Source organism: Tenericutes bacterium MZ-XQ (genome assembly GCA_002838205.1).
Lineage (GTDB): Bacteria > Bacillota_I > Bacilli_A > Acholeplasmatales > Acholeplasmataceae > Mariniplasma.
This window is the reverse complement of the sequence record CP017950.1, coordinates 2099626-2125678: the sequence shown is the minus strand read 5'-3', so window position 1 is coordinate 2125678 and position 26053 is coordinate 2099626. Positions and strand designations below refer to the sequence as shown.

Annotated in this window: 18 protein-coding genes; all 18 read left to right on the top strand. The window is 32.7% G+C overall.

Annotated elements, in window-relative coordinates:
- Window positions 1-66 precede the first annotated feature (66 nt).
- The 18 genes from BK011_10355 to BK011_10270 all read left to right on the top strand — a co-directional run bounded on the left by BK011_10355 (window position 67) and on the right by BK011_10270 (window position 25956).
- Window positions 67-1110, top strand: a complete 1044-nt coding sequence (locus tag BK011_10355; GenBank protein ID AUD66069.1) for a hypothetical protein — start codon at window positions 67-69, stop codon at window positions 1108-1110.
- A gap of 105 nt (window positions 1111-1215) precedes the next feature.
- The gene (locus tag BK011_10350) at window positions 1216-2241 is read left to right on the top strand and encodes a hypothetical protein (GenBank protein AUD66068.1); all 1026 of its coding nucleotides are present in this window, start codon (window positions 1216-1218) and stop codon (window positions 2239-2241) included.
- 84 nt (window positions 2242-2325) lie between these two features.
- A complete protein-coding gene (locus BK011_10345) occupies window positions 2326-2928 on the top strand; it encodes a hypothetical protein (GenBank protein AUD66067.1) in 603 nt (200 codons plus the stop codon).
- The gene (locus tag BK011_10340) at window positions 2925-4139 is read left to right on the top strand and encodes a hypothetical protein (protein ID AUD66066.1); all 1215 of its coding nucleotides are present in this window, start codon (window positions 2925-2927) and stop codon (window positions 4137-4139) included. The genes BK011_10345 and BK011_10340 overlap by 4 nt, the downstream gene beginning before the upstream one ends.
- 99 nt (window positions 4140-4238) lie before the next feature.
- Entirely contained in the window at window positions 4239-5639 is a 1401-nt protein-coding gene (locus BK011_10335; GenBank protein ID AUD66065.1) for a transcriptional regulator, read from the top strand.
- A 13-nt stretch (window positions 5640-5652) separates the two neighbouring features.
- Entirely contained in the window at window positions 5653-6501 is an 849-nt protein-coding gene (locus tag BK011_10330; GenBank protein ID AUD66064.1) for a PIG-L family deacetylase, read from the top strand.
- Between the two features lie 110 nt (window positions 6502-6611).
- Entirely contained in the window at window positions 6612-7502 is an 891-nt protein-coding gene (locus BK011_10325) for a hypothetical protein (protein AUD66063.1), read from the top strand.
- Between the two features lie 13 nt (window positions 7503-7515).
- Window positions 7516-9099: a hypothetical protein gene (locus tag BK011_10320; protein AUD66062.1), complete on the top strand. Its 1584-nt coding sequence runs from the start codon at window positions 7516-7518 to the stop codon at window positions 9097-9099.
- A gap of 119 nt (window positions 9100-9218) precedes the next feature.
- Entirely contained in the window at window positions 9219-10010 is a 792-nt protein-coding gene (locus tag BK011_10315; GenBank protein ID AUD66061.1) for an electron transfer flavoprotein subunit beta, read from the top strand.
- A 10-nt stretch (window positions 10011-10020) separates the two neighbouring features.
- On the top strand, window positions 10021-11220 hold the full coding sequence (locus BK011_10310) for an electron transfer flavoprotein subunit alpha (GenBank protein ID AUD66060.1): 1200 nt from the start codon (window positions 10021-10023) through the stop codon (window positions 11218-11220).
- Window positions 11217-12614: a 2-hydroxy-acid oxidase gene (locus tag BK011_10305; GenBank protein ID AUD66059.1), complete on the top strand. Its 1398-nt coding sequence runs from the start codon at window positions 11217-11219 to the stop codon at window positions 12612-12614. Before BK011_10310 ends, BK011_10305 begins: the two co-directional genes overlap by 4 nt.
- Before the next feature lie 141 nt (window positions 12615-12755).
- Window positions 12756-13592: a hypothetical protein gene (locus tag BK011_10300; protein ID AUD66058.1), complete on the top strand. Its 837-nt coding sequence runs from the start codon at window positions 12756-12758 to the stop codon at window positions 13590-13592.
- A gap of 158 nt (window positions 13593-13750) precedes the next feature.
- Window positions 13751-14863, top strand: a complete 1113-nt coding sequence (locus tag BK011_10295; GenBank protein ID AUD66194.1) for an anhydro-N-acetylmuramic acid kinase — start codon at window positions 13751-13753, stop codon at window positions 14861-14863.
- Between the two features lie 32 nt (window positions 14864-14895).
- Window positions 14896-16191 carry a hypothetical protein gene (locus BK011_10290; protein ID AUD66057.1) on the top strand — a complete coding sequence of 432 codons (1296 nt, stop codon included), beginning with the start codon at window positions 14896-14898 and terminating at the stop codon, window positions 16189-16191.
- A 3-nt stretch (window positions 16192-16194) separates the two neighbouring features.
- The gene (locus tag BK011_10285) at window positions 16195-17415 is read left to right on the top strand and encodes a hypothetical protein (protein ID AUD66056.1); all 1221 of its coding nucleotides are present in this window, start codon (window positions 16195-16197) and stop codon (window positions 17413-17415) included.
- Entirely contained in the window at window positions 17412-21635 is a 4224-nt protein-coding gene (locus BK011_10280) for a hypothetical protein (GenBank protein AUD66055.1), read from the top strand. The genes BK011_10285 and BK011_10280 overlap by 4 nt, the downstream gene beginning before the upstream one ends.
- A 21-nt stretch (window positions 21636-21656) precedes the next feature.
- A complete protein-coding gene (locus BK011_10275) occupies window positions 21657-22715 on the top strand; it encodes a hypothetical protein (protein ID AUD66054.1) in 1059 nt (352 codons plus the stop codon).
- Window positions 22708-25956, top strand: a complete 3249-nt coding sequence (locus BK011_10270; protein AUD66053.1) for a hypothetical protein — start codon at window positions 22708-22710, stop codon at window positions 25954-25956. The genes BK011_10275 and BK011_10270 overlap by 8 nt, the downstream gene beginning before the upstream one ends.
- The last annotated feature ends 97 nt before the right edge of the window (window positions 25957-26053 follow it).

The following is a 26053-nucleotide window of genomic DNA, read 5'->3' as shown; positions in this document are numbered from 1 at the left end:
AACTTTGAAGGAACTTTTTAGTTCCTTTTTGTTATAATGAAGTTACAAATACATTGGGAGGACTATATGAAAAAATTGTTTAGTATTTTTGTTTTAAGTATGACTTTGTTCTTATTAGTGGGATGTAAAGATAATCAAGGAGAATTCCCAGAGATTAACGAAAACAAAGAAGTTGAGATGACCGCTGAAGAAGTAACAACCCTTTTATCAGCAGTCAATATGGAAACTGAAGTTGAAGATGCTATGATGTTATCTATAAATATTGATATGTCAGTAGTAAGTGAAACAACTGATATGTGGACAAGCAGTAAAGTATCGGATACAAGTGTAGACTTATTATTAACATCAACAACATACATGTATATGAATGATGATATTGCTGAAGTAAAGATGTTATCTGAAAATGATATTGATTTATCAGTCATAACAAATTATGTAGATGAAGCAACGGAAGATGAAGATGATCATTTAAAAGGGAGCTTTAATGCGTATTTCACTGATCAATACTTATATTACAATGCTGATTTAGAAACTAGTTCTGAAGTCGTTGAAAATGGCAAGTATAAACTTAACTTTGGAGTTACACAAGAGATGTGGGATGAAGTGTTTACAAGCCCAGAAGATATTGTAGATGATTATCTTGATGTCGGTATTGACTTAGAAACTGCTATAGATGATAGCGAAATGATTGGCGTTATGCTTGATGCAGATATGTTAAAAGTGTATCAAAGTGGCGGTGAAACCACAGTACTCATCGACATCACTAAGCAAGGTATTTTAGAACATGCCAATGACTTACTTGATGTGATGTATGATACATCTGGTTGGACTGAAGCGGATTATCAAGAATACAAGATGAACGATTTTGAGATGCAATTAGATATGTTTACAGAGCTTGAATTACAAGTAGCATTCGTGCTTAAAGATGATCAAATGACAAAAATGGGGTATCAATTTAATATTTCTGGTGAGACAGAAGACATGAGTATCGATTTAACAGGTACAATGGTGTTTGACATGTTTGTAGATATGCCAAAAATGCCTAGTGATTTAGAAGATTATGAATTAACTGAATTTCCATTAGAGATGTTTTTTAATAGTTATATGTGAGATTAGGAGTTTTCTTTTTATCTTTTTCTTAACTATATAGAAATGAAGGAACTTTTTAGTTCCTTTTTTGTTATAATAAAGTTACGAATACATTGGGAGGACTATATGAAAAAGATATTTACTATGATTGTTTTAAGCATGGCTTTATACTTATTGTCTGGGTGTAATGGCAATCAAGGAACGTTTCCAGAGTTTGATGAGAGTCATCAAGTTTTTATGAGCTCTGAAGAAGTTGTGAATTTACTTTCATCTATTGATGGAGAAACACAATTATATGAGGTTATGTTACTATCAATCGATTTAGATATTTCAGTAAAAGAAGAATTTATGGATATTTGGACATATACTAAAATATCAGAAAACACAGCCGATATAAAACTTCAATCAAAGACATACATATCTTTAGCAGAAGATATAAGTGAAGTTCAACTGATTTCTAACACCGAAATTGATGCGGTAATCAAAAGTACACATATGGAAGATGAATCGCTGAATGAAGAAGAAACCATTACAGGAACAGTTGATGCTTATTTTTCTAATCAAAATATATACTATGATGCGGATGTCAAGGGTGGTTCAGCGTATATGGATAATGGGAAATATAAAATAAATGTTGGGATAACTCAAGCAATGTGGGATGAGATTTATAGTGATACATTTTTAGATGATTATGCGGATGTAGATTCTGATTTAGTTTCTTCTCTAAATGATCAAAAAATGATCAATACATTGTTTGCTACTGAAATGATTAGAACTTATCAAATTGGTGATGAGACAATCATTGTTCTAGATTTAGAGAAACAAGAACTTTTAGAACATGCAAATCAAATATTAAATAGTATGTATGACACGTCAACTTGGACAAATACTGACTATATAGAACATAAGTATGAAATCTTTGATCAACCATTGAGCGCTTTTGAATTTTTTGATACACAAATTGCCATAGTAATCAAAGATAATCAAGTCACTAAAATTGGTTGTGACATGTATATGTATAGTATGCATAATAGAGAGAAAGTTGAGATTTCAGGCAGAATTGTTTTTGATATGTTTGCTGAAATGCCAAAAATGCCTGGTGACTTAGAGGATTATGAGTTAACAGATTTACCATTAGAGATGTTTTTTTAATGAATATCTGTAAGATTAGGGGATTTCTTCTAATCTTTTTTCTTATCCAAGTAAAACTTTGTTATGATAGTAATAGGTGATGAAATGAAAAGTATAGTATTTTTTGGTGATAGTGTTACAGAAGCACATAGAAATATGAAAGATACAAATGACCTTGGACAAGGGTTTATTTATTTGCTGGAGAAAACATATCCACAATTTCATTTTTTTAATAGGGGTATTGGAGGTCAAAAAGTTTTAGATCTTTTAAAGCGAGTGCATCATGATGTGATTGATCTAAGACCTGATGTTTGTTTTATTTGGATTGGCATCAATGATGCATGGTTACCTTATTTACTGCATCAGTCACCTACAAAAGATTCATTTGTTGATCATTACCAATTACTGATTCATTGTATACAAGATTCACTTAAAGAAGTAAAACTGATCCTCATAAAACCATTTGCGTTACCGATTGGACATGTATCCATTGATGTTTATCGCGACTTAGAGTTATTTAGAGACTTTGTTGAACATATTGGCGATATTAACAAATTAGATGTGATTGATATTAAAAAAGATATTGAGTCACAGTTAGTGCTTATGCCTGGAGATGCATTATTTTATGATGGTATACATCCAACACCAAAAGGATATGAAGTCATAAAAGACGTGATAGACAGATATATAAAGGAGCATATACTATGATTTATCATACAATAATTATCGGTGGCGGACCAGGTGGGCTGATGGCAGCTAATGTCCTAGAGAAAAATAATATCAATTATTTACTTTTAGAAAAAAATGAGAAGTGTGGAAAAAAACTTTTACTCACAGGCGGTAGAAGATGTAATGTTACAAACCATTTATCAGTTAGAGATTTTATTGATACATTAACCTTTAAGCATAAAAGGTTTTTATATAGTGCACTTAGCCAATTTGGATCACAGGATGTTATATCGTTTTTTGAAGTACATGGATTAAAATTAGTTCTAGAGAATAATTTTAAATACTTTCCAGAGACAGAAAAAAGTCTTAGTGTCTTAGAATCATTATTAAAAGATATAAAACCTAATCATATTAAATATCAACAAGCTGTTAGAGAACTTCATAAAGAAAGTGATGTATTTAAATTAGTAACAAAAACTGATACTTTTTATGCAAAACATGTTGTAGTTGCTACAGGTTCAAATAGTTTTCCATCAACAGGCAGTAGCGGTGATGGTCTTGTTTTTGCGAAACATCTAGGCATAAATTATCATGAGTTTACACCTGCTGAGACTCATGTGTACTCAAGTCAAATTAAAGAAAACTTTAAGGCTTTACAAGGGGTATCTTTATCTCAAAGATTAGTAACACTGAAGCAACAGAAAATCTCTTATCAAGGAGATTTACTGTTTACTCATTTTGGATTGAGTGGTCCGGTGATCATGCATTTGTCTGAGTTTATTTATGATGATGTAATGAACAATGGAAAATCAATTGTATCTTTTTCCCTTGTTGATAAAACTAAAGATGAAATCATGGATGATTTGATGAAAAGCGGAGATCAGTTTATTATTAAAAAACTAGAATCATTTACAACAAAAAAAGTTGTAGGTGTTATTGTTGAAACCCTCCGTATTGAAAATAAAAAAGTCGCAGAAATAAAAAAACAGGATCTTAATCATATTGTAGATATGCTCACTCAGTTTGAGGTCGTTATTGACAAAGTTGAAGATAAAGAAAAGGCTTATGTGAATAAAGGAGGCATTGATACAAAAAATCTAAATCCAAAATCAATGGAAGTTAAAACAATTAAAAATCTATTTTTTGTTGGCGAGGTTACAGACTTACATGGACCAATCGGAGGATATAATATTACGATAGCATTATCCACTGGACACCTTGCAGCGACACACATTGTTGATCAATTTTGAAAAAATTTTTTTAAATGTGATAAAAGCATTTTATTGTTAGAAAACGATTGTCTTTTTACATGTTTACATGTAAGATATCTATGAAAGCATGGTGATGATATGAAAGCATTTAAATACAATAAAAAATCAACGTTAGATACACCCTTAGACACAAACTTTAGTCCTGCAATTTTAGCGATAGAAGCATTTGAAAATGAAGTTAAAGCATCTCTAAAATATCAACATATTTTTATAGGTTTAAAAAGAAGTGAAAACGATATATCTGTCTACCAAACAGTAGTTTTTGATAATTCAAGCGCAAATATTAGTGATAATGAGTTTTATCTAGAAAGACTAATTAAAGCTCTATTATGGACTAAAGGTGGATATCAAATATTGTTTAAAGGACCTAAGGCATTAGGCGAATATTTAAAACATGTGTATTCACAGCAAGGACTTAGACAGTTCGATGTCTTGTTTATGGAACGTATCTATGAACACCCTTTTGAAGTGATTATACTTAATGACGAAGATGAACTCGTTGAGATTGAACAAGCTAAATCTATAGGCAAGCATCTAAATGGGTATCGTATTGGTTTTGATGCAGGGGGATCAGATCGAAAAGTTTCTGCAGTTGTCGATGGGAAGGCCATCTTCAGCGAAGAAGTTATTTGGCATCCTAAAACGAACAGTGATCCAATGTATCACATCAAAGGTATTAAAGATTCAATCTTAAGAGCTGCATCCAAAATGCCAAGAGTTGATGGTATTGGTGTATCAAGTGCTGGTGTTTATGTAGATAATCAAGCAATGGTTGCATCTTTATTCAGACAAGTGCCTGACGATTTATATGCTAAACATATTAAAAACATATATATCGATATTGCAAAAGATATGGGTGATATTCCAATTGAGGTTGCCAACGATGGAGATGTCACTGCACTTGCTGGCGCGATGAGTTTGGATGACAATGAAGTCTTAGGGATTGCTATGGGAACTTCAGAGGCTGCAGGATATGTCGATCAAAAAGGGCATATCACTGGATGGTTAAATGAATTAGCTTTTGTTCCTGTAGATTTTAATCAAGAAGCTGCAATTGACGAATGGTCAGGTGATTATGGCGTAGGTGTGAGTTATTTCTCACAAGATGCTGTAATTAAATTAGCTCCCAATGCAAACATTCATTTTGATGCAGATTTATCACCAGCAGAAAAATTAAAAGTTGTACAAGGTTTAGCTGAAAACAAACATGAAGGTGCATTAGAAATATTTAGAACTATCGGAATTTATCTGGGTTATGGATTAGGATTTTATCAGAGATTTTATCCAATGAAACATGTATTAGTTCTAGGAAGAGTAACTTCAGGTATTGGTGGAGAACTCATTATCAAATGGGCGAAAGAAGTTTTAAAGCAAGAGTTTAGTGATTTATATAAACGAATTAATTTACAATTACCAGATGAAAAATCAAGACGTGTTGGGCAATCAATTGCAGCAGCAAGTCTTCCAAAAATAAAATGAAAGAAGAGATAAAATGAAATTATTAAAACCAACCGCAGAATTTTTTGTATTTGATGGTAAACCAGTTGAAGAAGCGATTAACCGCACAACTTATATGTCGATAGCAGCTCATCAAGACGATATTGAAATTATGGCATATGATGGTATTTTAAAATGTTTTAATAATCCAGAAGAGTGGTTCTTTGGAGTTGTTGTCACAAACGGTTCTGGAAGTGCTAGAGACGGTGGATACAAGAACTACACTGATGAAGATATGATTAACATTAGAAAACTTGAACAAAAAAAGGCAGCTTTTATTGGTGAATTTGGAGCTCTTGCTTTACTGGATCATCCAAGCAAAGAAGTTAAAGACCCTGAAAATACAGAAATTGTTGATGAGATGCTTATGCTACTTAATCAAGCAAAACCAAAAGTATTATACACACACAACCTTGCAGATAAGCATGATACACATATTGGTGTGACAACTAAAGTCATCAAAGCGATAAGAAAAATGGATAAGAAAGATCGTCCAGAAAAAGTATATGGATGTGAGGTGTGGAGAAATTTAGATTGGATGGTTGATTCTGAAAAAGTTAGTTTTGATGTGAGTGCTCATCCAAATCTAGCTGCAAGTTTAGTTGAAGTTTTTGACTCACAGATCGTTGGTGGTAAACGTTATGACTTAGCAGCACTTGGCAGAAGACTTGCGAACGCAACCTTCAGTGAATCTCATTTTGTGGATAAGACCAATGCAGTGAGTTTAGCTATGGATTTAACACCACTTATTGAAGATGATTCATTAGATATTTCAGCATATGTGTTGGATTATATAGAAAGATTCAAGAAAGATGTTCAAAATCGAATTGATAAAATGTTATAAAATAGCGCCGTTTCATTAGAAACGGTTCTTTTTTTAGGTATTAAAAATTATTTTCACAATAGAAGATATAGAATGAAATTATACACTAAAAAAGTGAAAGAGGGAGTTATATGAAAATATTTAAAGTATGTCTAATGATCATGATTGTTTTATCTGTCATTGGATGTGAAAGAGGATCGGATACAGAAACAGCATCGTTCTTAGGAGTATCTGATATTACAGTTCCATTTGGATCTGATTTTGATCCACTTGATGGTGTGTCAGCTGTTGATACAGAAGATGGTTTTATAGATGCATCTGAGATTGAGGTTGAAGGTGCAGTCGATACGAGTGTTGCTGGTACTTATACATTGACTTATAAAGTTACTGGTAGTGATGGCAAAGAAGTAACAGTAACTAGAGAGATAACTGTTGAAGAGGAACCTTTGGTATGTGGTGATAATAGGGAAGAACAAGACGGAGTTTGTGTTGTTATTGATCAAGATCTAGAAGATATAAAAATTGCACTTAATAACACGATAAGTCTAACCAATTATCAAATGGGTGTCGTTATAAGTTATAGTGAAAATACAATTGAGTATACGTATGAGATGACTTTAAGTTTTGATGACAATATCGCTTTATTTGAAATGGGAGAAAATGATATTACATATTATGAGACAACATCTACGGGGATAAATGCATACATGAAGCAAGGTGATGTTTTTGTCTTAGAGTCTATTGACGAAGTCAATGGATTTAATATATATGAAGATTTAGATCCTAGATGGTTTACAAAGATGGGTGACTATTATTTATTAGGTAGTCAACATCTAGTAAGTATATCAGGTATGTTAGAGGATTATTTCCCAAATGGTGCATTAAACAACTTTAAAATAGGGCTTAATGAAGATGTCCTAGATTATTTTAAATTTGATGTAGTATCAGGAGATTTGGTTTATCAATTAACTTTTACATTTGGTATGATTAATGAAGTTGAACTTCTATTACCAACAGTCTAGGGAGGTATAAAATATGAAAAAGATATTGATATTTATACTACTTACAGTATTTGCTTTTGGAGCATTTGAAGCACCTTCAACTTATGCTTATTTTAGAGTTAATGAAGCAACAAAATATACTGAATATAATGAAGGAGTAAGACATACAAAAGTTACTGGGACTATCGATTATGATGGTGTAGTATCTAATCAAGTGATGAATTATATTGGCGCAAACGTAAAGACCAATACAGCTTTAAATATTGTCACTGGGGATAATTATTACTCGCATCAAGATGCTGATGGCAAGTGGGGGATGTTTAATATTCATGCACTAGTAGAAAACGTACACAACAGATATGATCATTTTGAAGTTTTAGGTGGTGTTAACGGTGATTTTTACGACATTAATAATACCGGAAGACCAATTGCAGTATATATGAGAAACTTTGAAGTTATATATGGTGCTGGCGGAAATTCTAATCGTCCAGTTGTTGGTTTTGAAGATGATGGCGATGTAGTTTATGGAGTACCACAGTTTGATGGTTATGAGTTGTTAGTTTTCAATGATGAAGGGCAGCTTAAAAATAAAATTAAAGTAAACAGAATTAATAGCAATCCACAAAATGACGAAGAAATTAGTGTTTATTTTGATAATCATTTAAACGTATTACCTGCGGATATCAATAAAGTTTATTTAGATGGTATCGATACAAAAATCACAGAAGCAAACGGTAGTTATTTTTGTAAAGGGGTACTAAACAAACAGACAACATCACAAGATGATATTTTGGAGAACCAATTTGTTATTGCGGGTAAAGATTTTAATAACGATGATTTAATTACTGAAACAGATGTTGTAGTGATACAACAAGATGTAATTGGCGATTTTGAAAATGTTAGATTCGCTCTTGGCTCTGATCAACAACCACTTGTTATCGATGGACAACCAAATGCAACTCTAAATGCAGGAGCTGCATGGAACTATAGAGCACCACGTACAGCAGTAGGTGTTAAAGATGATGGAACAGTATTCTTTGTTGTTGTTGATGGAAGAAATATGCCAATGATGATGGATGGTGTAACTTTACGTGAAATGGGAGAAGTTATGGCATACTTTGGCGCAGATCAAGCATATAATTTAGATGGTGGTGGATCTTCAACCATGACATTAAAAGACTTTGAAAATGGTGGTTATTTGATTTTAAATACACCATCAGATGGTAGACTCAGAAGTATTAGTAATGGTGTGTTTATAGTCAAAGGTGAGCATAAACCTGTCCCAGATCCAATTCCTACTTGGCCAGATTTAAGAGATCAACTTGCACAACCAACGAACATTTATGTTGATGATCAAAATGTGTTGAGATTTAACGAAGTTCCAGGAAGTATATCCTATAGTGTTTTGATCAATGGTGTTGAAACCATTGTTGATGATAACGAGTTGTTACTTGATCTAGATGTTGGAATTCATGAGATCACAGTTAGGGCTAAAGGTGGAGTAGACTATAAATCATCAGATTACACAACCTCATTTCTTTATCAAGTTTATCCTAACGATATTAGCTTACTCATTGATATGATTAAAGATTATACAAAATCATCAATTAATGATTAAAAAAATGAATATATTTTCCTAATCATGAAAAAAACATATGTCTAATGACGTATGTTCTTTTTTGTTTTACATATCTATGATATGTTATTAATGTAGAATTGAATGTAGAGGTGTTAATTTTGAAGATAATAACATGTATTAAACAAGTGCCAGCTTCATCACAGGTTGAAGTTGATCCTAAAACAGGAGTGCTCATAAGAGACGGCAATAATGTAAAAATGAATCCATATGATTTATATGCACTAGAGGCATCTTTTAAAGTTAAAGAAATGAAAGATGATGTATCAGTACATGCAATTACGATGGGGCCGCCAAGCGCAACCAGTGTTTTAAGCGAAGCTTTATATATGGGTGCTGATGAGGCAACTTTAATTTCTGATAGAAGATTTGCTGGCGCTGATGTGCTTGCGACTTCTTATACACTGAGTCAATTGATTAGACATATTGATGATTATGATTTGATTGTTTGTGGGAAACAAACTACAGACGGTGATACTGCACAAGTAGGGCCTGAAATTGCTGAATTTTTAGGTATTCCTCACGTCCCTTATATCAAACAAATCGTTGAGGTTAAAAAGGATTCAGTGATCGTTATTAGTGGGTATGATTTATATGATGAGAAAATCGAAGTGAAATTTCCTTGTTTGATTACAGTTGAAAAAGATAGTTATGTACCTAGACTTCCGTCGTTTAGACGAAAGGAAAAATTTATTGGATATCAAATTCCCATGATCTCATTAAAACATCTAGAAGATCAAGATCCTGAGCATTATGGATTAAGTGGTTCTCCAACACAAGTTGAAGAAATATTCCCTCCAAATAAAAAGATGGCATCAAAACTTATCGAAGGATCAAGTAAAGTCTTATCAAAAGCAATGTATGATATTTTAAAAGAAAGCAAATTTGTGTAGGTGATTGTTTATGGCATATATAAAAGTAAATCAAGACAAAGTCACTAAAGAAATTGCAGATAAACTCATTGACATGTGTCCTTTTAATGCATTCGAGTATCAAGATGCATATTTATCAATTAACGCATCTTGCAGGATTTGTAAGATGTGTGTTAAAAAAGGACCTGATGGTGTATGTGAACTTATTGATAATCCAAAACCTAAAATTGATAAGAGTCTATATAACGGTATTGTTGTGTTCGTTGAACAACATCACAATGTTGCGCACCCTGTAAGTTTCGAACTCATTGGTAAAGCAAAAGAACTTGCCGAGAAAAGCAATGAAAAAGTCTATGCACTCATCATTGGTGATGATGTAGAACATATTGCTGAAGAAACATTAACTTATGGTGTTGATAAAGTATTTGTTTACGAAGATCATTCCTTTAAGGATTTTAATGTAGAACTTTATACGAATGTTGTTGAAGCGTTCTTTAATAAACATAAAAATAACGTGTTTTTATATGGTGGTACACCAATGGGAAGAAGTTTTGCTCCTAAAGTTGCAGCTAGATTAAAAACTGGTTTAACTGCAGATTGTACGATGTTAGATATGACTGAAGGTAAAGACTTACTACAAATCAGACCAGCTTTTGGTGGAAATATCATGGCTAAAATCCATACACCAAACGATCGTCCACAAATGGCAACCATTAGATATAAAATGTTTGATAAACCTGAAAAGGTAAAACCTTTTGGTGAAATTATTTATGAAAATGTAAGTGAAATTTCTAAAGAAACAACAATAAATATTTTAGACCACTATCCAAAACCTAAGGTTGATGACATCAGTGATGCCGAAGTCATTATCGCAGTAGGTCGAGCATTTAAAAAACAGAAAGACTTAGATTTGATCGAACCACTTAGAAAAAAATTAAACGCGGAAATCGCATGTACAAGACCTTTAATAGAAAATGGATGGTTCGATGCGAAAAAACAAATTGGGCTTAGCGGAAGAACGGTGAAGCCAAAATTAATTATCAATCTAGGCATTAGTGGAGCAGTACAATTTATTGAAGGTATGAAAGATAGTGAGCTTATCATTAGCGTTAATAAGGATAAACATAATAAACTATTTGATATAAGCCATTATGCAATTGTCGGTGATGTTTATGAAGTATTACCAGAACTAAATAAAATGGTAGATCAAATATTGGAGGCTAAAAGATGACCTATAAAAAAATAGATGAAAAAGACATCAAGATATTATCATCTTTTGTAGATCAAGAAAGATTCTTTGTTAAAGAAGATATTGAAAAAGATTTTTCACACGATGAACTAGGAACTGTAAGTGCATATCCTGATGTGCATATCCTGGTAACTTCAAAAGAAGAGATATCTCATATCATGGCATATGCATACGAACAAAACATTCCTGTAACAGTAAGAGGTGCAGGTACTGGTTTGGTGGGGGCATGTGTACCTATTTATGGTGGTATTTTACTTGATACATCTAGAATGAATAGAATCATTGAGTTAGATAAAACAAACTTAACTCTGAGAGTTGAACCAGGAGTTTTACTTTTAGATATTTACGAACATGTAGAAAAAGAAGGATTGTTCTACGCACCAGATCCAGGTGAAAAGACAGCAACAATTGGTGGGAATATTTCTACAAATGCTGGTGGGATGAGAGCAATCAAATATGGAGTAACTAGAGATTGGGTTCGCGGTTTAGAAGTTGTACTACCGGATGGGTCAATCGAAAAATTTGGTGGAAAAGTTGTTAAAAATTCTACTGGTTATGGATTAAAGGATTTAATCATAGGTAGCGAAGGAACGTTAGCCATCATTGTAGAAGCAACTTTAAAACTGATTCCAAAACCACTGAAGACAGTAAGCTTACTCGTACCATTTATCAATAGAGAAGATGCGATTGCAGCTGCACCTAAGTTAATTATGGAGCATGTACTTCCGGTTGCTGTAGAGTTCTTAGAAAAACAATCATTGCAATACAGCGAAGAGTTTTTAGGTAAAAAAATACCTCATAATAATTTTGAAGCTTACTTACTTTTAAGTTATGACGGTAATAATGAAAAAGCGATTGATGAAGATATTGAAAAAGCGAGTAAGCTGTGTTTAGAAAAATATAATGCCATTGATGTATTTTTAGTGGATACTGAAGAGAGAAGAAGTAGTGTTTGGAATGTAAGAGGTGGATTTTTAGAAGCCATCAAATCTTCATCAGATGCTATTGATGAATGTGATGTTGTACTCCCAAGATCTAATATTTCTGAGTTTTTAACATATGTTAGAGAATTATCAGAAGCATTAGATATTAGAATTCCTTATTTTGGTCATGTTGGTGATGGTAATCTACATATCTATTTCTGTAAAGATTCAATGGATGAAAAGATATGGAAGGAAAAAATTGATAAAGGCTTTCATTTAATGTATCAAAAAGCATTTAGTTATGGTGGTTTGGTTTCTGGTGAACATGGTATAGGTTTTGCTAAAAAATCTTATATGAAAGATTTGCTGGGCGAAAAACAACTAAAGATCATGAAAGGAATCAAAGAGAGCTTTGATCCAAAACATATCCTGAATCCTGGGAAAGTCATTTAGAATAATTATAGATACTTTCATTTTGGGTTATACTAAATAAATATGAGTTTCAAAAAAACAAATTAAATGGTATAATATAATTTGTGAAAACACTTACATGTGTAAGTGAATAAATAACCTGAGGTGATTGATATTAGTGTCATGTTAAATATGCTTAAATATAAAGAAGACTTAAGCATGGCTGAACGCGCAGTCTTAGATTATTTAATAGAGAATAAGGCTATACTAAAAGATTTTAGCGTTGAAAAAATAGCTGAGGCTGCTTATACATCTCCTGCATCTGTTGTAAGAATGTGTAAGAAATTAGGCTATAAAGGATTTAAAGATTTTAAAATCGATTTCATCCTTGCGAATGCTAAAGTTGAAGTGCCTGAAAACAAAGAATATACAGATGTTATTTTAACCAAAGATTCTCATTGTGGACAATCTGCAATAGAAAACAATATTAAAGTCTTAGAAGATACACTTAAACTATATGATGAAGAAACTGTTACTAAAGCAGCTGAAATTATCATGAGCGCAAGAAAGATTTTAATCTTTGGTAAAGGATCATCTTATTTGGTATGCAAAGACTTGGAAATGAAACTTAGAAGAATTAATAAGTTTTGTATTGCACAGGGTGAATCACATGACCAGTTGGTTGATGCAACTTTCATCAATCAAAAAGATGTAATCATCTTTATTTCAAACTCAGGAAAAACTAAAGAAATCATAAGTGCAGCGTTACTGGCAAGAGAAAACAAAGCTAAAATTATTAGCATTACAAAAATAGGCAGTTCAATGTTAGCTGATTTATCAGATGTCGTACTATATACTACATCTCTTGAAGGAGAATTTAGAAGTGCAGCAACCACTTCAAGAATTTCACAGATGTGTATGGTTGATGCATTATTTGCTAGATGTGCATATGTGGATATTGATAGGTCTGTTAGAACATTAGAAATGACGTATAAAACATTTAAAAAATTTAAACGATAAGCATCTTCTTTATAGAAGATGTTTTTTTCATGGGAGTGCTTGTTTTTTTTAAACTTGAAAAAAACAACCTAAACTGAAGCGCTTTCTTTTTTTCTATGTATTTTGAATTATAATGATAGTGGAAAGGTGTATATATGAAAAAATTGGCAATTGGATTGATGAGTGGAACATCACTTGATGGTATTGATGTTGTATTAACAGAAATATCAGGTGTATCTTTAGATACAAAAGTGAAAGTTATTTATGAGAATACTTATCCATTAAGTGAAGATGTTATCTCTCAAATCCATCAAGCAATGGATGAAAAATTATCCTCCTCAAAACTCATATCTAGTTTGAATGTTGAGCTTGGTTATGTATTTGGTCAAGCTGTTTTAGATTTTGCAAAAGACTATCAAATAGATTTGAATAACATTGATTTTATCGCATCACATGGTCAAACCATTTATCATATTGCGAAAGATGAAAAAGGAGCATATAGATCTAGTCTACAACTTGGAGAAGCGGCGATTATAGCTGATATGACGAGTACAACTGTTGTTTATAATTTTAGAAATGCTGATATCGCTAGTGGTGGTCAAGGTGCTCCACTTGTACCATATGCAGACTATATTCTATTTACTGACAAAATAATTAATAGATCGATTCATAATATTGGTGGTATAGCTAATATGACCTATTTAAAGAAAAACGGTACACTTGATGATGTGATTGCATTTGACAGCGGCCCCGGAAATATGATGATCAATGAAGCTTGTCAAGTATTATATAATTTGGAATATGATAAAGATGGAATCATCGCTTCCAAAGGAAAGCTGATTGAAAAAATGTATGATGAAATCTATCGTCATCCATATTTTAATCAAATTTATCCAAAATCTACAGGCAGAGAAATATTTGGATCAGAATATACATTAAAAATGATTAAGAAGTATAAAGCATACCCTAAAGAAGATATTATTCAAACGTTATCTATGATTACTGTTGATTCTATCGTTGATAGTTATCATAAACTCATTCAAGCTCCAGTGGATGAACTTGTTTTATGTGGTGGTGGAGCATACAATCACTTTATAAGAAACGAAATAGCAAAAAAAATGCCAGACACAAAAGTCATCATGCTTGAAGATTTAGGATATAGCAGTTCCTATAAAGAAGCATTAGCATTTGTTATTTTGGCGAACCAAACATTACACAAACTTCCATCAAATGTGAAATCAGCAACTGGTGCAAAAACATATAAAATATTAGGACAAATTCAATACGTCTAATTCATAAATTAACGAAAGCTAGGTAAACCAAGATGAACCAAGATAAAAAAATAGTTATTTTAGGTGGTGCATCGCCGTACATACCTCAACTTATTGCTAAGATTGTTGAGTACAAAATCCATGAAACTATATCAGAAATATGGCTTGTTGATGATGAAGACCAGCATGATTATTTATTAAGTGTTCATGATTTTTCCAACAAAATACTTAAATACTATCAAAGTGATATCAAGTTGTTTGCATCTACAGAGATGCTAGAATCTTTAAAAGATGCCGATTATGTCTTGTCATGTATTGGATTATATGTAGATTCATCGGATTTAAGTGATGAAAAATTGCTATGTGAAAATGATCTTTTCTCATCTGATCTATACGGTATGAAAAGTATCTTTAAAGCGATTAAAACAATACCTAAAATATATCAAGCAATTGAGATGATGAATACTGCTTGTGAAAATGCATGGTTTATTAATTTATCGCAACCGATGGGAATTATAAGTGAATCCGTATTTAGATATGCAGAAATTGAAAAATACATAGGTATCTCAAATGTTCCTGAAGATATGAATGAATGTTTTGCAAAAGCATTACATGTGAAAACCAATCAACTCATTACATATGCTGCTGGAGTTAATCCATTAACATATATTACCAGTGTATTTCAAAAACAAAAAGATAGACTACATGAATTGTTAGACATTATAAACCGAGCAGAAGAGTTCTGTTTTTGGTCAAATACATTTTTGAATGATTTAGGTGTCTTTCCGAGTGTTGATTTAAAGATGCTTTATTATCATGACGATGAAAAACAAACATTTTTAAAGAAGTGTCGTCAAAACAAATCACCTATGACAATGAAAAAAGCATTTGAAACGAATCTTTACAAAATGTTCCAAAAATCATCAATTGAAGAAGTGTTAAAAACTTATCAATCATCTGATTTTGAAATATACAGCAGTAAAGCTGCAAAACTATTAAATGCACTGATTAAAGATAAAAGGGATTATCAAATCATAAACACAATCAATAATGGGCATGTTGAAGATTTAGAAGAAGGTTGTGCTGTTGAAGTTACCGCTAGAATCACAAAAGATGGTCCAATACCTGTTCATGTTTCTAGATTACCGCTTCAAATAAAAGGATTATTGCAACATCAAAAAGCATTTGAGCAACTCTTATCTGATGCTATCTATTTGAAAGACTTGGATAAAGTTTCTCTTGCGATTAAATCACACCCTTTAATGTTCAATATTAGAGAAGTTGATATTATATTTCAATCGTATCGATTATTAAATGAAAAACGACTCACATACTATCATAAGGAGTAAAAAATGAAATTATTTAAGTATAAACATCCAGAAGAACCAATTTATCATTACAACACAAAAGATCATATCATCATTCCAGATACATATAAAGATAAATCTTTTAAAGCACTATGGGTATCAAATGTTCTAAACATAGATATGCCAACGACTCAAGATATTGAACTGTACAAAAAGAAAGTTTATGAAATATTTGAAACGTGCAACGCTTATCAAATGAACGCAATTATTTTTCAAGTTAGAACAACTAATGATGCATTTTATGAATCCCAACTTAATCCATACAGTCGATTTTTAACTGGAAAAGAAGGAGAAAGACCTCCTTTTGATGTTTTAAAATGGATTATTGAAGAAGCTAGAAAGCATCATATTGAGTTTCATGCGTGGATGAATCCATATAGAGTTTCTATGAAAACAGGTTTATCAAAAACAGAGTATTTAGATACTTGTGATGATTTAAACTTTGCGAAAAAGCATCCTGAAATGCTGGTCACCGATCACCGAGGACAATTAATATTGAATCCTGCAAGAACTGAAGTTAAAGATTTTATTATCGAAACTATTTTAGAACTTATTCAAAATTATGATGTTGATGGCATTCATTTTGATGATTATTTTTATCCTTACGGTGGATTAATCGATGAAGATAACGATTTAAAAGAATATGAACAAAGAGAAATCCAAACACAAACTTTAGACGACTTTAGAAGAGAACAAGTAACTGAAGTCATCAAGCGTGTATATGACCATATAAAAAAAGAAAACCCTAAACTAAGATTTGGTGTTTCTCCATTTGGCATTTGGAGAAATAAAACCGAAGAACACCATGGGTCAAATACTGATCCAAAATGCAGTCAAAGTTATAGCAACGAATATGCAGATAGTTATGACTGGGTCAAAAAAGGATATATAGATTATATTGTTCCGCAGATTTATTGGGAGTTAGGTCATGAAATTGCGCCATTTGCGGATATCGTAGACTTTTGGGTAGATGCTGTTAAGGATACTGATGTAGATTTATATGTCGGACATGGTGCTTATCGTTTAGGTAATGAGGGTGAGTTTGAAAACCCTAATGAGATCATTAATCAAGTTAAATATGTTTCACAATATAAAGAAGTTAAAGGTCATGTCTTTTTCACTTATCACACTTTCATAGATGAAGGTAAAACAGAAGAAGGCATGAAAAGATTAAAGAAATTATTTCAGGGAGGAAGGTCAACATGAAGAAAATCATATTATTTATATTTGCAATCATACTTCTAGGATCTTTGGGTATGTCTATTTCAACACAAGCCGATGGACCACTTGAAGTTTTACAAATAAATGGAGACAATGTTTATCATTATGGTACATCTAATCCAGTGATGACTCCACAAACATATGTAGAAAGAACAAGTGAGTTTAGAGGTGTGTGGGTTGCTACAGTATACAATCTTAATTTCCCATTACACACAAGTGAAACTCAATATAAAGCAGCATTTGATGCATTACTAGATGATGTTGAAGATAATAATCTAAACGCTATCTTGTTTCAAGTAAGACCTAGAAATGATGCATTTTATCAAAGTGCTTACGCACCTTTTAGTAGATATTTAGCAGGTTCTGAAGGACAAGATCCAGGATGGGATGCAATGGCTTATATGGTTTCTGCAGCTCATGCAAGAGGCATTGAGTTTCATGCATGGATGAATCCTTATCGTGTAACAACATCAAGTGCTGAAGCATTAAACGACTTAGCACCAAACAATTTCGCGAGAATGAATCCAAATTTAGTCATTCAAGACAATGATGGAAAATATATCTTAAATCCAGGTGAACCAGCTGTTGTGGATTATATTAAGAATGTCGTCTCAGAAATCATGGATTTATATGATGTTGATGGTATTCATTTTGATGATTATTTTTATCCATATGGTGGATTACCTTCAGGAGAAGATCAAGATGCTTATAACACTTATAAGCTCACCAATGAAACACTCTCAGATTTTAGACGAAGAAGTGTAAACAATGCTATCTCTGGAGTAAAATCAGTCATTGATACACATAATACAGATAGCAATAAAGATGTTAGATTTGGTGTTTCACCGATCGGATTATGGAAAGTTGGAGAACCTGATGGGGCAAACGTTGCTTCAGGTTCAATCCAAAGTTATTATAGTCAGTATGCAGATTCAAAGAAATGGGTTGATGAAGGATGGGTTCATTACATCAATCCACAGATATATTGGAATTTAGAACATTCATTGGCACCTTATGCTGATGTGGTAGATTGGTGGGCTGAAACAGTACGTGGCACTGGTGTAGACTTGATCATTGGTCACGGAATATATCGAACAGAGTATCCTACAGTTGAGTTCTATGAACAAATCAAATATAATCAGAAACATCCGGAGATTAAAGGCTCTATGTTATATAGTGCAAATTTTTTGAATACTACACATATGAACTTAGTGACCACTAATTTATGGACGACAAAACCTTTAAACACATGGCAAACGAGTACTGTAGATGCACCAACAATAAGTCTAGATGGAACTTTAGATGGTGGAGTATATAGAACAGAAGTTGAAGTCACACTCTCATCAACACACGATATTTACTATCACACTGGTGATGGCATTTGGCAGTTATACACTGCGCCATTTATAATTAATGAACAAGGAGAACATACAGTTTACTATAAAGCTATCGATAGTTTAGCTCAAGAAAGTTTAGTTCAAGCACGTAGCTTTGAAATAGAAAAACAAAATTTAGACGTACCTACATTGACTATTAACGGTGAAATGATTGGAGATGCATATGTCGTAGGATCTACAGTCACGCTTGCATCTGATGTAAATCCTATATGGGTTGCAATCAACAAAGGAAGTGTGGGCGAATGGAATCTATATGAAGGTCCGATCACTTTGGATCAAGCAGGTACATATTTCTTTAGGGTCAAAACGATTGATTCAGAAGGCATTGAGTCTGAGATATATACACAAAGCATAGCGGTAACTCTAGAATCTTATCCTGATCCTGTGATTTCAATTGATGGTGTTGGTAGAGATCCATATTATCAACATGCTGAAATTTCATTTACAAGTGATGCTGATTCTATATCATATCAAATCAATAGTGGCGGTTGGCATACGTATACAGCACCATTTACATTAGATGTTGAAGGTACTTATACGATTGTATTTAGAAATGATGATGCGACTATGAATGAAGTCACTAAAGAAATCATCATTGACCAAACACCTCCAGAAGATCCACTTCTAACAATTACTGGTGAAAAAGAGGATATATATTACATTGAAGAAACATTAGTCGATTTGTCAAGTACAAATGGCACTGATGAGATTTTTTATCGACTACACAATGGTAAAACTTGGTCAAGTTGGAATTTATATAGTGAAACACTTATTTTAGCTTTAAACGCAACATATACATTAGAATATTATGCTCAAGATGAAGCATTGAATGTATCAGAGACAATCTCTGAACGCATAAGATTAAATATACCACCAAGTGAAACCAATAGATTTGTGATTCGTGATGGTGAGTATGTAAATTACTATCAAACCAATACACCAGTTGAACTACCAACAACATATACAGAAAAAGATGCAGAAGTTAGAGCTGTTTGGGTAGCAACTGTAAGTAATATTGATATTGGCATGCATTATGGCGAAGATAGTTATAAAAATGAAATCATAACGATGTTAGATCGATTAGAAGAGCTTAACTTTAATGTGATGTTTTTCCAAGTTCGACCAATGAATGATGCATTTTATGATAGCGATTATGCACCATGGAGTAGATATATTATGGGAGCTGAAGGTATAGACCCGGGCTGGGATATATTCCAATTCATTTTGGATGAAGCTCATCATAGAGGTATAGAAGTACATGCATGGTTGAATCCATATCGTGTATCTACTGGAACGGCAGATAAACAAACTCAGCTAGATGCACTTCATGACGAGAATTTTGCAAAACAAAATCCTGATTTAGTCATTCAAGATAGTCAAGGGAAACTCATACTAAATCCTGGAGAACCACGTGTAAGATCTTACATCATTAATGTAGTGAACGAGTTAATGTCTAAATATGATGTTGACGGCATTCATTTTGATGATTATTTCTATAGTTATAGCGGTATGTCTGATTCACAAGATGCAGAAACGTATAACGACACAAAATTAACTGGTGAATCTCTTGATGATTGGCGCAGAAGAAATGTTGATATGTTAATCGAAAATCTTCATATTACTATCAACAACTGGAACAGAAATAGAGATAGAACAGTTGAATTTGGTATCAGTCCATTTGGTATTTGGCTATCAGGTGGAGCATTTGGATCAAATACAAGTCCATATGCACTTCAAAGTTATAGTGATCAATATGCAGACACAAGAAAATGGGTGATGGAAGGTTGGTTAGATTACATCATGCCACAACTTTATTGGGAGTTTGATCATGGAGCTGCGCCGTTTGCTGATCTTGTAGATTGGTGGGCACAGTTAACTGAAGCACATGGAGTTGATCTCATTATTGGTCATGGATTTTACCGATATGCTGATGGAAGTTGGGATAATCCGAATGAGATTACTGAACAATTAAGATACATATCTAAGTACGACAGTGTTGTTGGTAGTTCATTCTTCTCTTATAAAACATTAAATAGTTTTAATAACAATGTCGTTCAAGCATTAGAAAGAATTCAAGAACATTATTGGACAAAGTATGCAACATTCCCTTGGGAAAGCGACGTTGTTAAGGTTATTGAAGTTCCAACAATAGATGTTGTAGGTGATATGGTTGTCGATCATGTTTATGAAACTGATGCAACAATAAACTTTACATCAGAGTATGATGTTTATTATAAGATTGACAACGCTAGTTGGACGTTATATACCGAAGCTATTACCATCGATGAAATAGGAAATTATACAATTTTATATAAAGCAGTAGATGAAGATGGTTTTGAAAGTTTGATAGAAACCATTAATCTTGAAATTGTAAATGCAGTGACTTCGCCAACATATAGTATTACTGGTACGTTGATTAGCGGTAGTAAATATGAAGATAGTGTAACTTTAACCTTATCATCAAATGATGCGATATATTATAAGATCAACAACGGACAATGGACATTATATGATGAACGTATAGTTGTTGATGAGGCCGGCACATACGAAATCAGTTTTAAAGCGATTGGAGCTTATGATGTAGAAAGTTTTGTTAGCACAATTTCTTTTGAAGTTGTGAGTACAACGTGTGAAGATGGTTTTGAATATATCGATGGAACATGTGTTGCTATAGAAGAGCCTACACCAAAAAAAGGGTGTGGATCAGCGATTACAGGTTCTAGTGCAATATTTATGACATTCAGCTTTATTTTAGGTGGATCAGCATTGTTCTTCATAAGAAAAAAACAAGCAAATCATATCAAGTAATTTAAAAAAGAAGGTTTGGAAATGATCATAAATAATATTAATAATATACTAAAGGAAGGTGTTTTAAAAAAACACTTTCCTGGAGTGCATTTTGGATATGTCGAAAAAAATCAAATACCCAAAAGCGATTATGTTGGATATAAACAACTCTACCCTTCAGAGGTAAAACTAAAGGGTGATGAAATCTATGATGTTGCATCACTAACTAAGGTTGTTTCAACAACGACATTAATCATGAAACTTATTGAAGAAAGCAAATTGACCTTAGATACAAAAGTCAATGAAATCATCGATTACTATCCAATTTCAGAAACTAATGTTTATGACTTACTTACACATTCATCAGGACTTCCAGCGGATATTCCAAGAGCAAACACTTTAAGAGATAGAGAAGATGTTGAAAATAAAATTAAAAGTGTTAAACTGAAGGTGAATAAAGGTGAATATATTATATACTCGGATATCGGATTTATTTTGCTTGGGTTTATGATTGAAAAAATCACTGGAAAAACTTTACATGAATACAGTCAAGAAATCATTTTTAAACCTTTAGGTATGAAAGATACATCATATCAACCAAATGGTTATAGATGTGCACCAACAGAATTTAGAGATGATGAAGTCTATAAAGGATTTTTAAAGGGTCTTGTCCACGATGAAAAAGCTTTTGCGATTGGTGGTGCAGGACACGCTGGATTATTTTCAACAGTTAATGACTTAAATATTTTCATAAAAAGTATATTAGAAAATAGATTTGTGTTAAAAAAAGAGAATGTTGATTTATTATTCAAAGTTCAAAAAGAGTTGCCATCTTTGAATGGGAACATCTTAAAAAGGGCTTTAGGATGGGATAAACCAACTAAAGGTGGATCATCATCAGATATGTCTGATTTTGATCAAACGATTTTACATACAGGTTTTACCGGATGTAATATGTTCATCGATAGAAAACATGAGATAGGTTTTGTCATGTTATCAAATGCAGTGCATCCGAAGCGAGAACTTAATGAAATTATTGGTTATAGAAAACATATTGCTCAAAAAATATATGAGTATAGGGAGGAAAATAAACATGCATAAGAAAATTGCGTACATATGGATGGCACTTATTTTATCAGTTAGTCTATTTGCGTGTGTGGAAGAGGATATTACAATATCTATCCCGGATCAAGAGATTACACTGAAAGAGGGAGACACCTATCAAATTGATGCATTAAGTAATGATGAAACATTAACATACTTATCCAGTAATGAAGATGTTTTAACTGTTAGTGATTCAGGACTTATAGAAGCATTAAGCCCAGGAGAGGTTACAGTAAGTATTACGTCTACTATAAACCCAGAGGTTCAAGTAACGCTTGCTGTGATTGTTGAAAAGGATGTTGTTTTAGAGTCAGCTCAAACATCTTATACACTAAAAGTAGGAGAAACAATAGCTATCGAAATAACAAGCAATGATACATATGTTTGTGATGATAAAAATGATCCTACATTTGATGTTGATAATGATTGTAATGTCACTGGAATCGAAGAAGGTGAAGGAACACTTACAGTTACATCTGTAACAGATCCAACGGTATCTATAGAGATTACAATTATCGTTCGAAAAATCATCACCTTAGAAGTAGAACAAGATTATTATGAAATGTGGGTTGGTATGACTGAAGACATTCCGTTTACTTCTAATGATGATGTGTATTTTGAAGTTGAAGATGATACAATTCTAACAGTTTCAGCAACTGGTGAAATCACCGGACTTAAAAATGGAACAACAACAATTGAAGTGATTTCAAGTTATGATGACGAAGTCAGAGAAGAAATTACAGTTAGAGTATTTAATGAAGCTGAAACCATCATTATTCAAGGACATAATAAAGTTAATATAAACACAACACAGACATTAAATGCAGAAGTCGGACCTGATGATGCTTATGAGTATGTAACATGGTCATCTAGTGATAGCGAGATCGCAACCATCAGTGAAACTGGGGTTTTAACTGCATTAAAGACTGGTATGGTAACGATTACTGCTATTTCTGATTTTGATAATAGTATTACCGATACTTTTGAAGTTGAAATCGTTAATTATTTGCTTGTTGATGAAACAAAAGTCACATCTGATACTGTTTTACATTTAGGTGTAAATTTTGAGTATGGTGTTGATTTATTCGCCAATATGAGTGATGCCCTTGAAGTAGCTGAACAAGGTGCAACTTTAATCGTATTTGCTGGGTCTTATGAAGAAGATTTTGTTGTAAGTCAAGACAATTTAACATTTATGGGTAGTGAAGGTGCTATATTATCAGGCAGTATTGAAATTGCAGCTGATCATATTCACATGAGCAACTTTAGTTTTACAGGATCAGCAACGATTATGAATCAAGCTGGTATAGGAAATTTCACTTTTATAGATAATCACGTGGATGGAGTAACCGTAGACAAATTTTTAAATCTATCTACAGTTCATGATATTCATATCGAACAAAATATATTTACAAATTTAGATGGTCATGCGATTTATATTGAAGACTATCTAAATGGTGAGATTATTGTATTTGGCAATCAAATTACAAATGTAGAACATGCAATCTCAATCATGGCAGTGTCAGATTATGATCCTTCAACAGTTGTTCAAGTTGAAAGAAATGTGATTGATCAAGTCATTAACGCGATTGAACTTCAAACAAAATCATCAATTGACATCGCTGATTATGTGAGATTTAATGAAGTTTCAAATTACACTGGATTAGCTGCAAAAGCTAATATGGATCATCATATTGATTTCACATTAAATTATTGGGGTGTAGAAACTCCTTTATATAGCGATTTTGAAAATATTACTGAACATGATTTGAGAGGGTTTTATAGTGATCCATCAGATATCGTCAGTATAGAAGATTATGATCCTAAAATCCCTGTCAAAATTATCGCAGAAGCAAATGAGTTGTTACTTGAAGTTTCAGAGGTACACACATTTCATTTTGAGGTGTTACCGATAGGATCAGATCCTGATAAAGTTAGATTGATCACATCAAATCCAGAAGTAGTTTTCTTTAAGTCATATGGTGTCATTATCGCTTTAAAAAGTGGTTTTTCAGATGTTACATTAAGATTAGGTAGTGATTTTTCTATCAACACAATTGTTAGTGTTGAAGTAACAACAGATCCTGGGGTAGAGGTTTCACCATCTACGACATCACAACAACTCATTGTTGGTGATATATTAACACTAGATACACTCGTATTTCCGGTTCAAATTTCAGATGAACCAGTGTTATTTGAATCATTGAATCCTGATGTTGCTACGATCAATCAATTTGGTGAAGTTTCTTCACATAGTGCAGGTCAAGTAACATTCGTAGTTACACTTGCTAATCACCCTGATGTTCAAACAGAATACACATTAACATTCCATAATCAGTTATTAGAATCTGATCTATTAGATGTGTTAACCACAGGACAAATCAGCTATACAACACCTCATAAATGGTTAGTTTATGGAGTGACACATAACTATATGGATTTCAAGTACGAGAGTGTATCAAGATTTTACTTTGATGAACTAGATATTAACACCTCAAAGATGATACCAATCGGAGTAAATAGACCTGGCATCAAAAAATCTGATCCTCTAGATCACATGCCTAGATATAACGATGAAAATGTTTATTATGTAACGATTCACGAAACCGCAAATACAAGTCCAGGACAAGGTGCTTTAGCACACGCTAATTATTTATACAATGGCGCAATCAACAGTAATGTCTTTGTTTCATGGCATTATACTATGGATGATAAAGACGTATATCAACATGTTCCTTTAGATGAAATAGCTTATCATGCTGGAGATGGTAGTAGAGTAGCCGGTGTCGTTTGGGGAACAAATAACGAACTCATCGGTGGCGGAAATAGAAATAGTATTGGTATTGAAACATCAGTTGCTCAAGATGGAGATAACTATAGAGTATGGCAAAGAACTGCTAAATTATCAGCACAACTTTTAGTTGATTACAATTTACCAGTTGATCATATGAAATACCATAATCACTTTAGTGGAAAAATGTGTCCACAATCTATGCTTAGAGGTGGACTAACACCATTATTTGAAGAACTGCTTGCACATGAGTATTTAATTGCTTCAACATTCCAAGGCGCACAAATCAGCATGGTTAGTGATTACCCCGAATACTTAGACAATACGGGTAGAATTATTCAAATGCCAGAAAGAGCTATGACTGTTTCATATACGATTACAGTTACAGTGGACGGTGTAGAATCATCAAGAGTGTTCTATTCATATTTACCTGGAACTATAAGATAATATTGAAAAAAATATTCAAGATATGCAAAAATAAGGCTTTACTAATGTAAATGCTAGCACAGCGTTGACAGCGTTTTCATTAAGATATAAAATGATG

Excerpts from the sequence above, each read along its gene's own strand:
- BK011_10340 (AUD66066.1), top strand. The coding sequence starts at position 2,925 with ATGATTTATCATACAATAATTATCGGTGGCGGACCAGGTGGGCTGATG.
- BK011_10350 (AUD66068.1), top strand. The coding sequence starts at position 1,216 with ATGAAAAAGATATTTACTATGATTGTTTTAAGCATGGCTTTATACTTA.
- BK011_10345 (AUD66067.1), top strand. The coding sequence starts at position 2,326 with ATGAAAAGTATAGTATTTTTTGGTGATAGTGTTACAGAAGCACATAGA.
- BK011_10285 (AUD66056.1), top strand. The coding sequence starts at position 16,195 with ATGAAATTATTTAAGTATAAACATCCAGAAGAACCAATTTATCATTAC.
- BK011_10310 (AUD66060.1), top strand. The coding sequence starts at position 10,021 with ATGGCATATATAAAAGTAAATCAAGACAAAGTCACTAAAGAAATTGCA.
- BK011_10330 (AUD66064.1), top strand. The coding sequence starts at position 5,653 with ATGAAATTATTAAAACCAACCGCAGAATTTTTTGTATTTGATGGTAAA.
- BK011_10290 (AUD66057.1), top strand. The coding sequence starts at position 14,896 with ATGAACCAAGATAAAAAAATAGTTATTTTAGGTGGTGCATCGCCGTAC.
- BK011_10320 (AUD66062.1), top strand. The coding sequence starts at position 7,516 with ATGAAAAAGATATTGATATTTATACTACTTACAGTATTTGCTTTTGGA.
- BK011_10280 (AUD66055.1), top strand. The coding sequence starts at position 17,412 with ATGAAGAAAATCATATTATTTATATTTGCAATCATACTTCTAGGATCT.
- BK011_10335 (AUD66065.1), top strand. The coding sequence starts at position 4,239 with ATGAAAGCATTTAAATACAATAAAAAATCAACGTTAGATACACCCTTA.
- BK011_10305 (AUD66059.1), top strand. The coding sequence starts at position 11,217 with ATGACCTATAAAAAAATAGATGAAAAAGACATCAAGATATTATCATCT.
- BK011_10270 (AUD66053.1), top strand. The coding sequence starts at position 22,708 with ATGCATAAGAAAATTGCGTACATATGGATGGCACTTATTTTATCAGTT.
- BK011_10295 (AUD66194.1), top strand. The coding sequence starts at position 13,751 with ATGAGTGGAACATCACTTGATGGTATTGATGTTGTATTAACAGAAATA.
- BK011_10300 (AUD66058.1), top strand. The coding sequence starts at position 12,756 with ATGTTAAATATGCTTAAATATAAAGAAGACTTAAGCATGGCTGAACGC.
- BK011_10275 (AUD66054.1), top strand. The coding sequence starts at position 21,657 with ATGATCATAAATAATATTAATAATATACTAAAGGAAGGTGTTTTAAAA.
- BK011_10325 (AUD66063.1), top strand. The coding sequence starts at position 6,612 with ATGAAAATATTTAAAGTATGTCTAATGATCATGATTGTTTTATCTGTC.
- BK011_10355 (AUD66069.1), top strand. The coding sequence starts at position 67 with ATGAAAAAATTGTTTAGTATTTTTGTTTTAAGTATGACTTTGTTCTTA.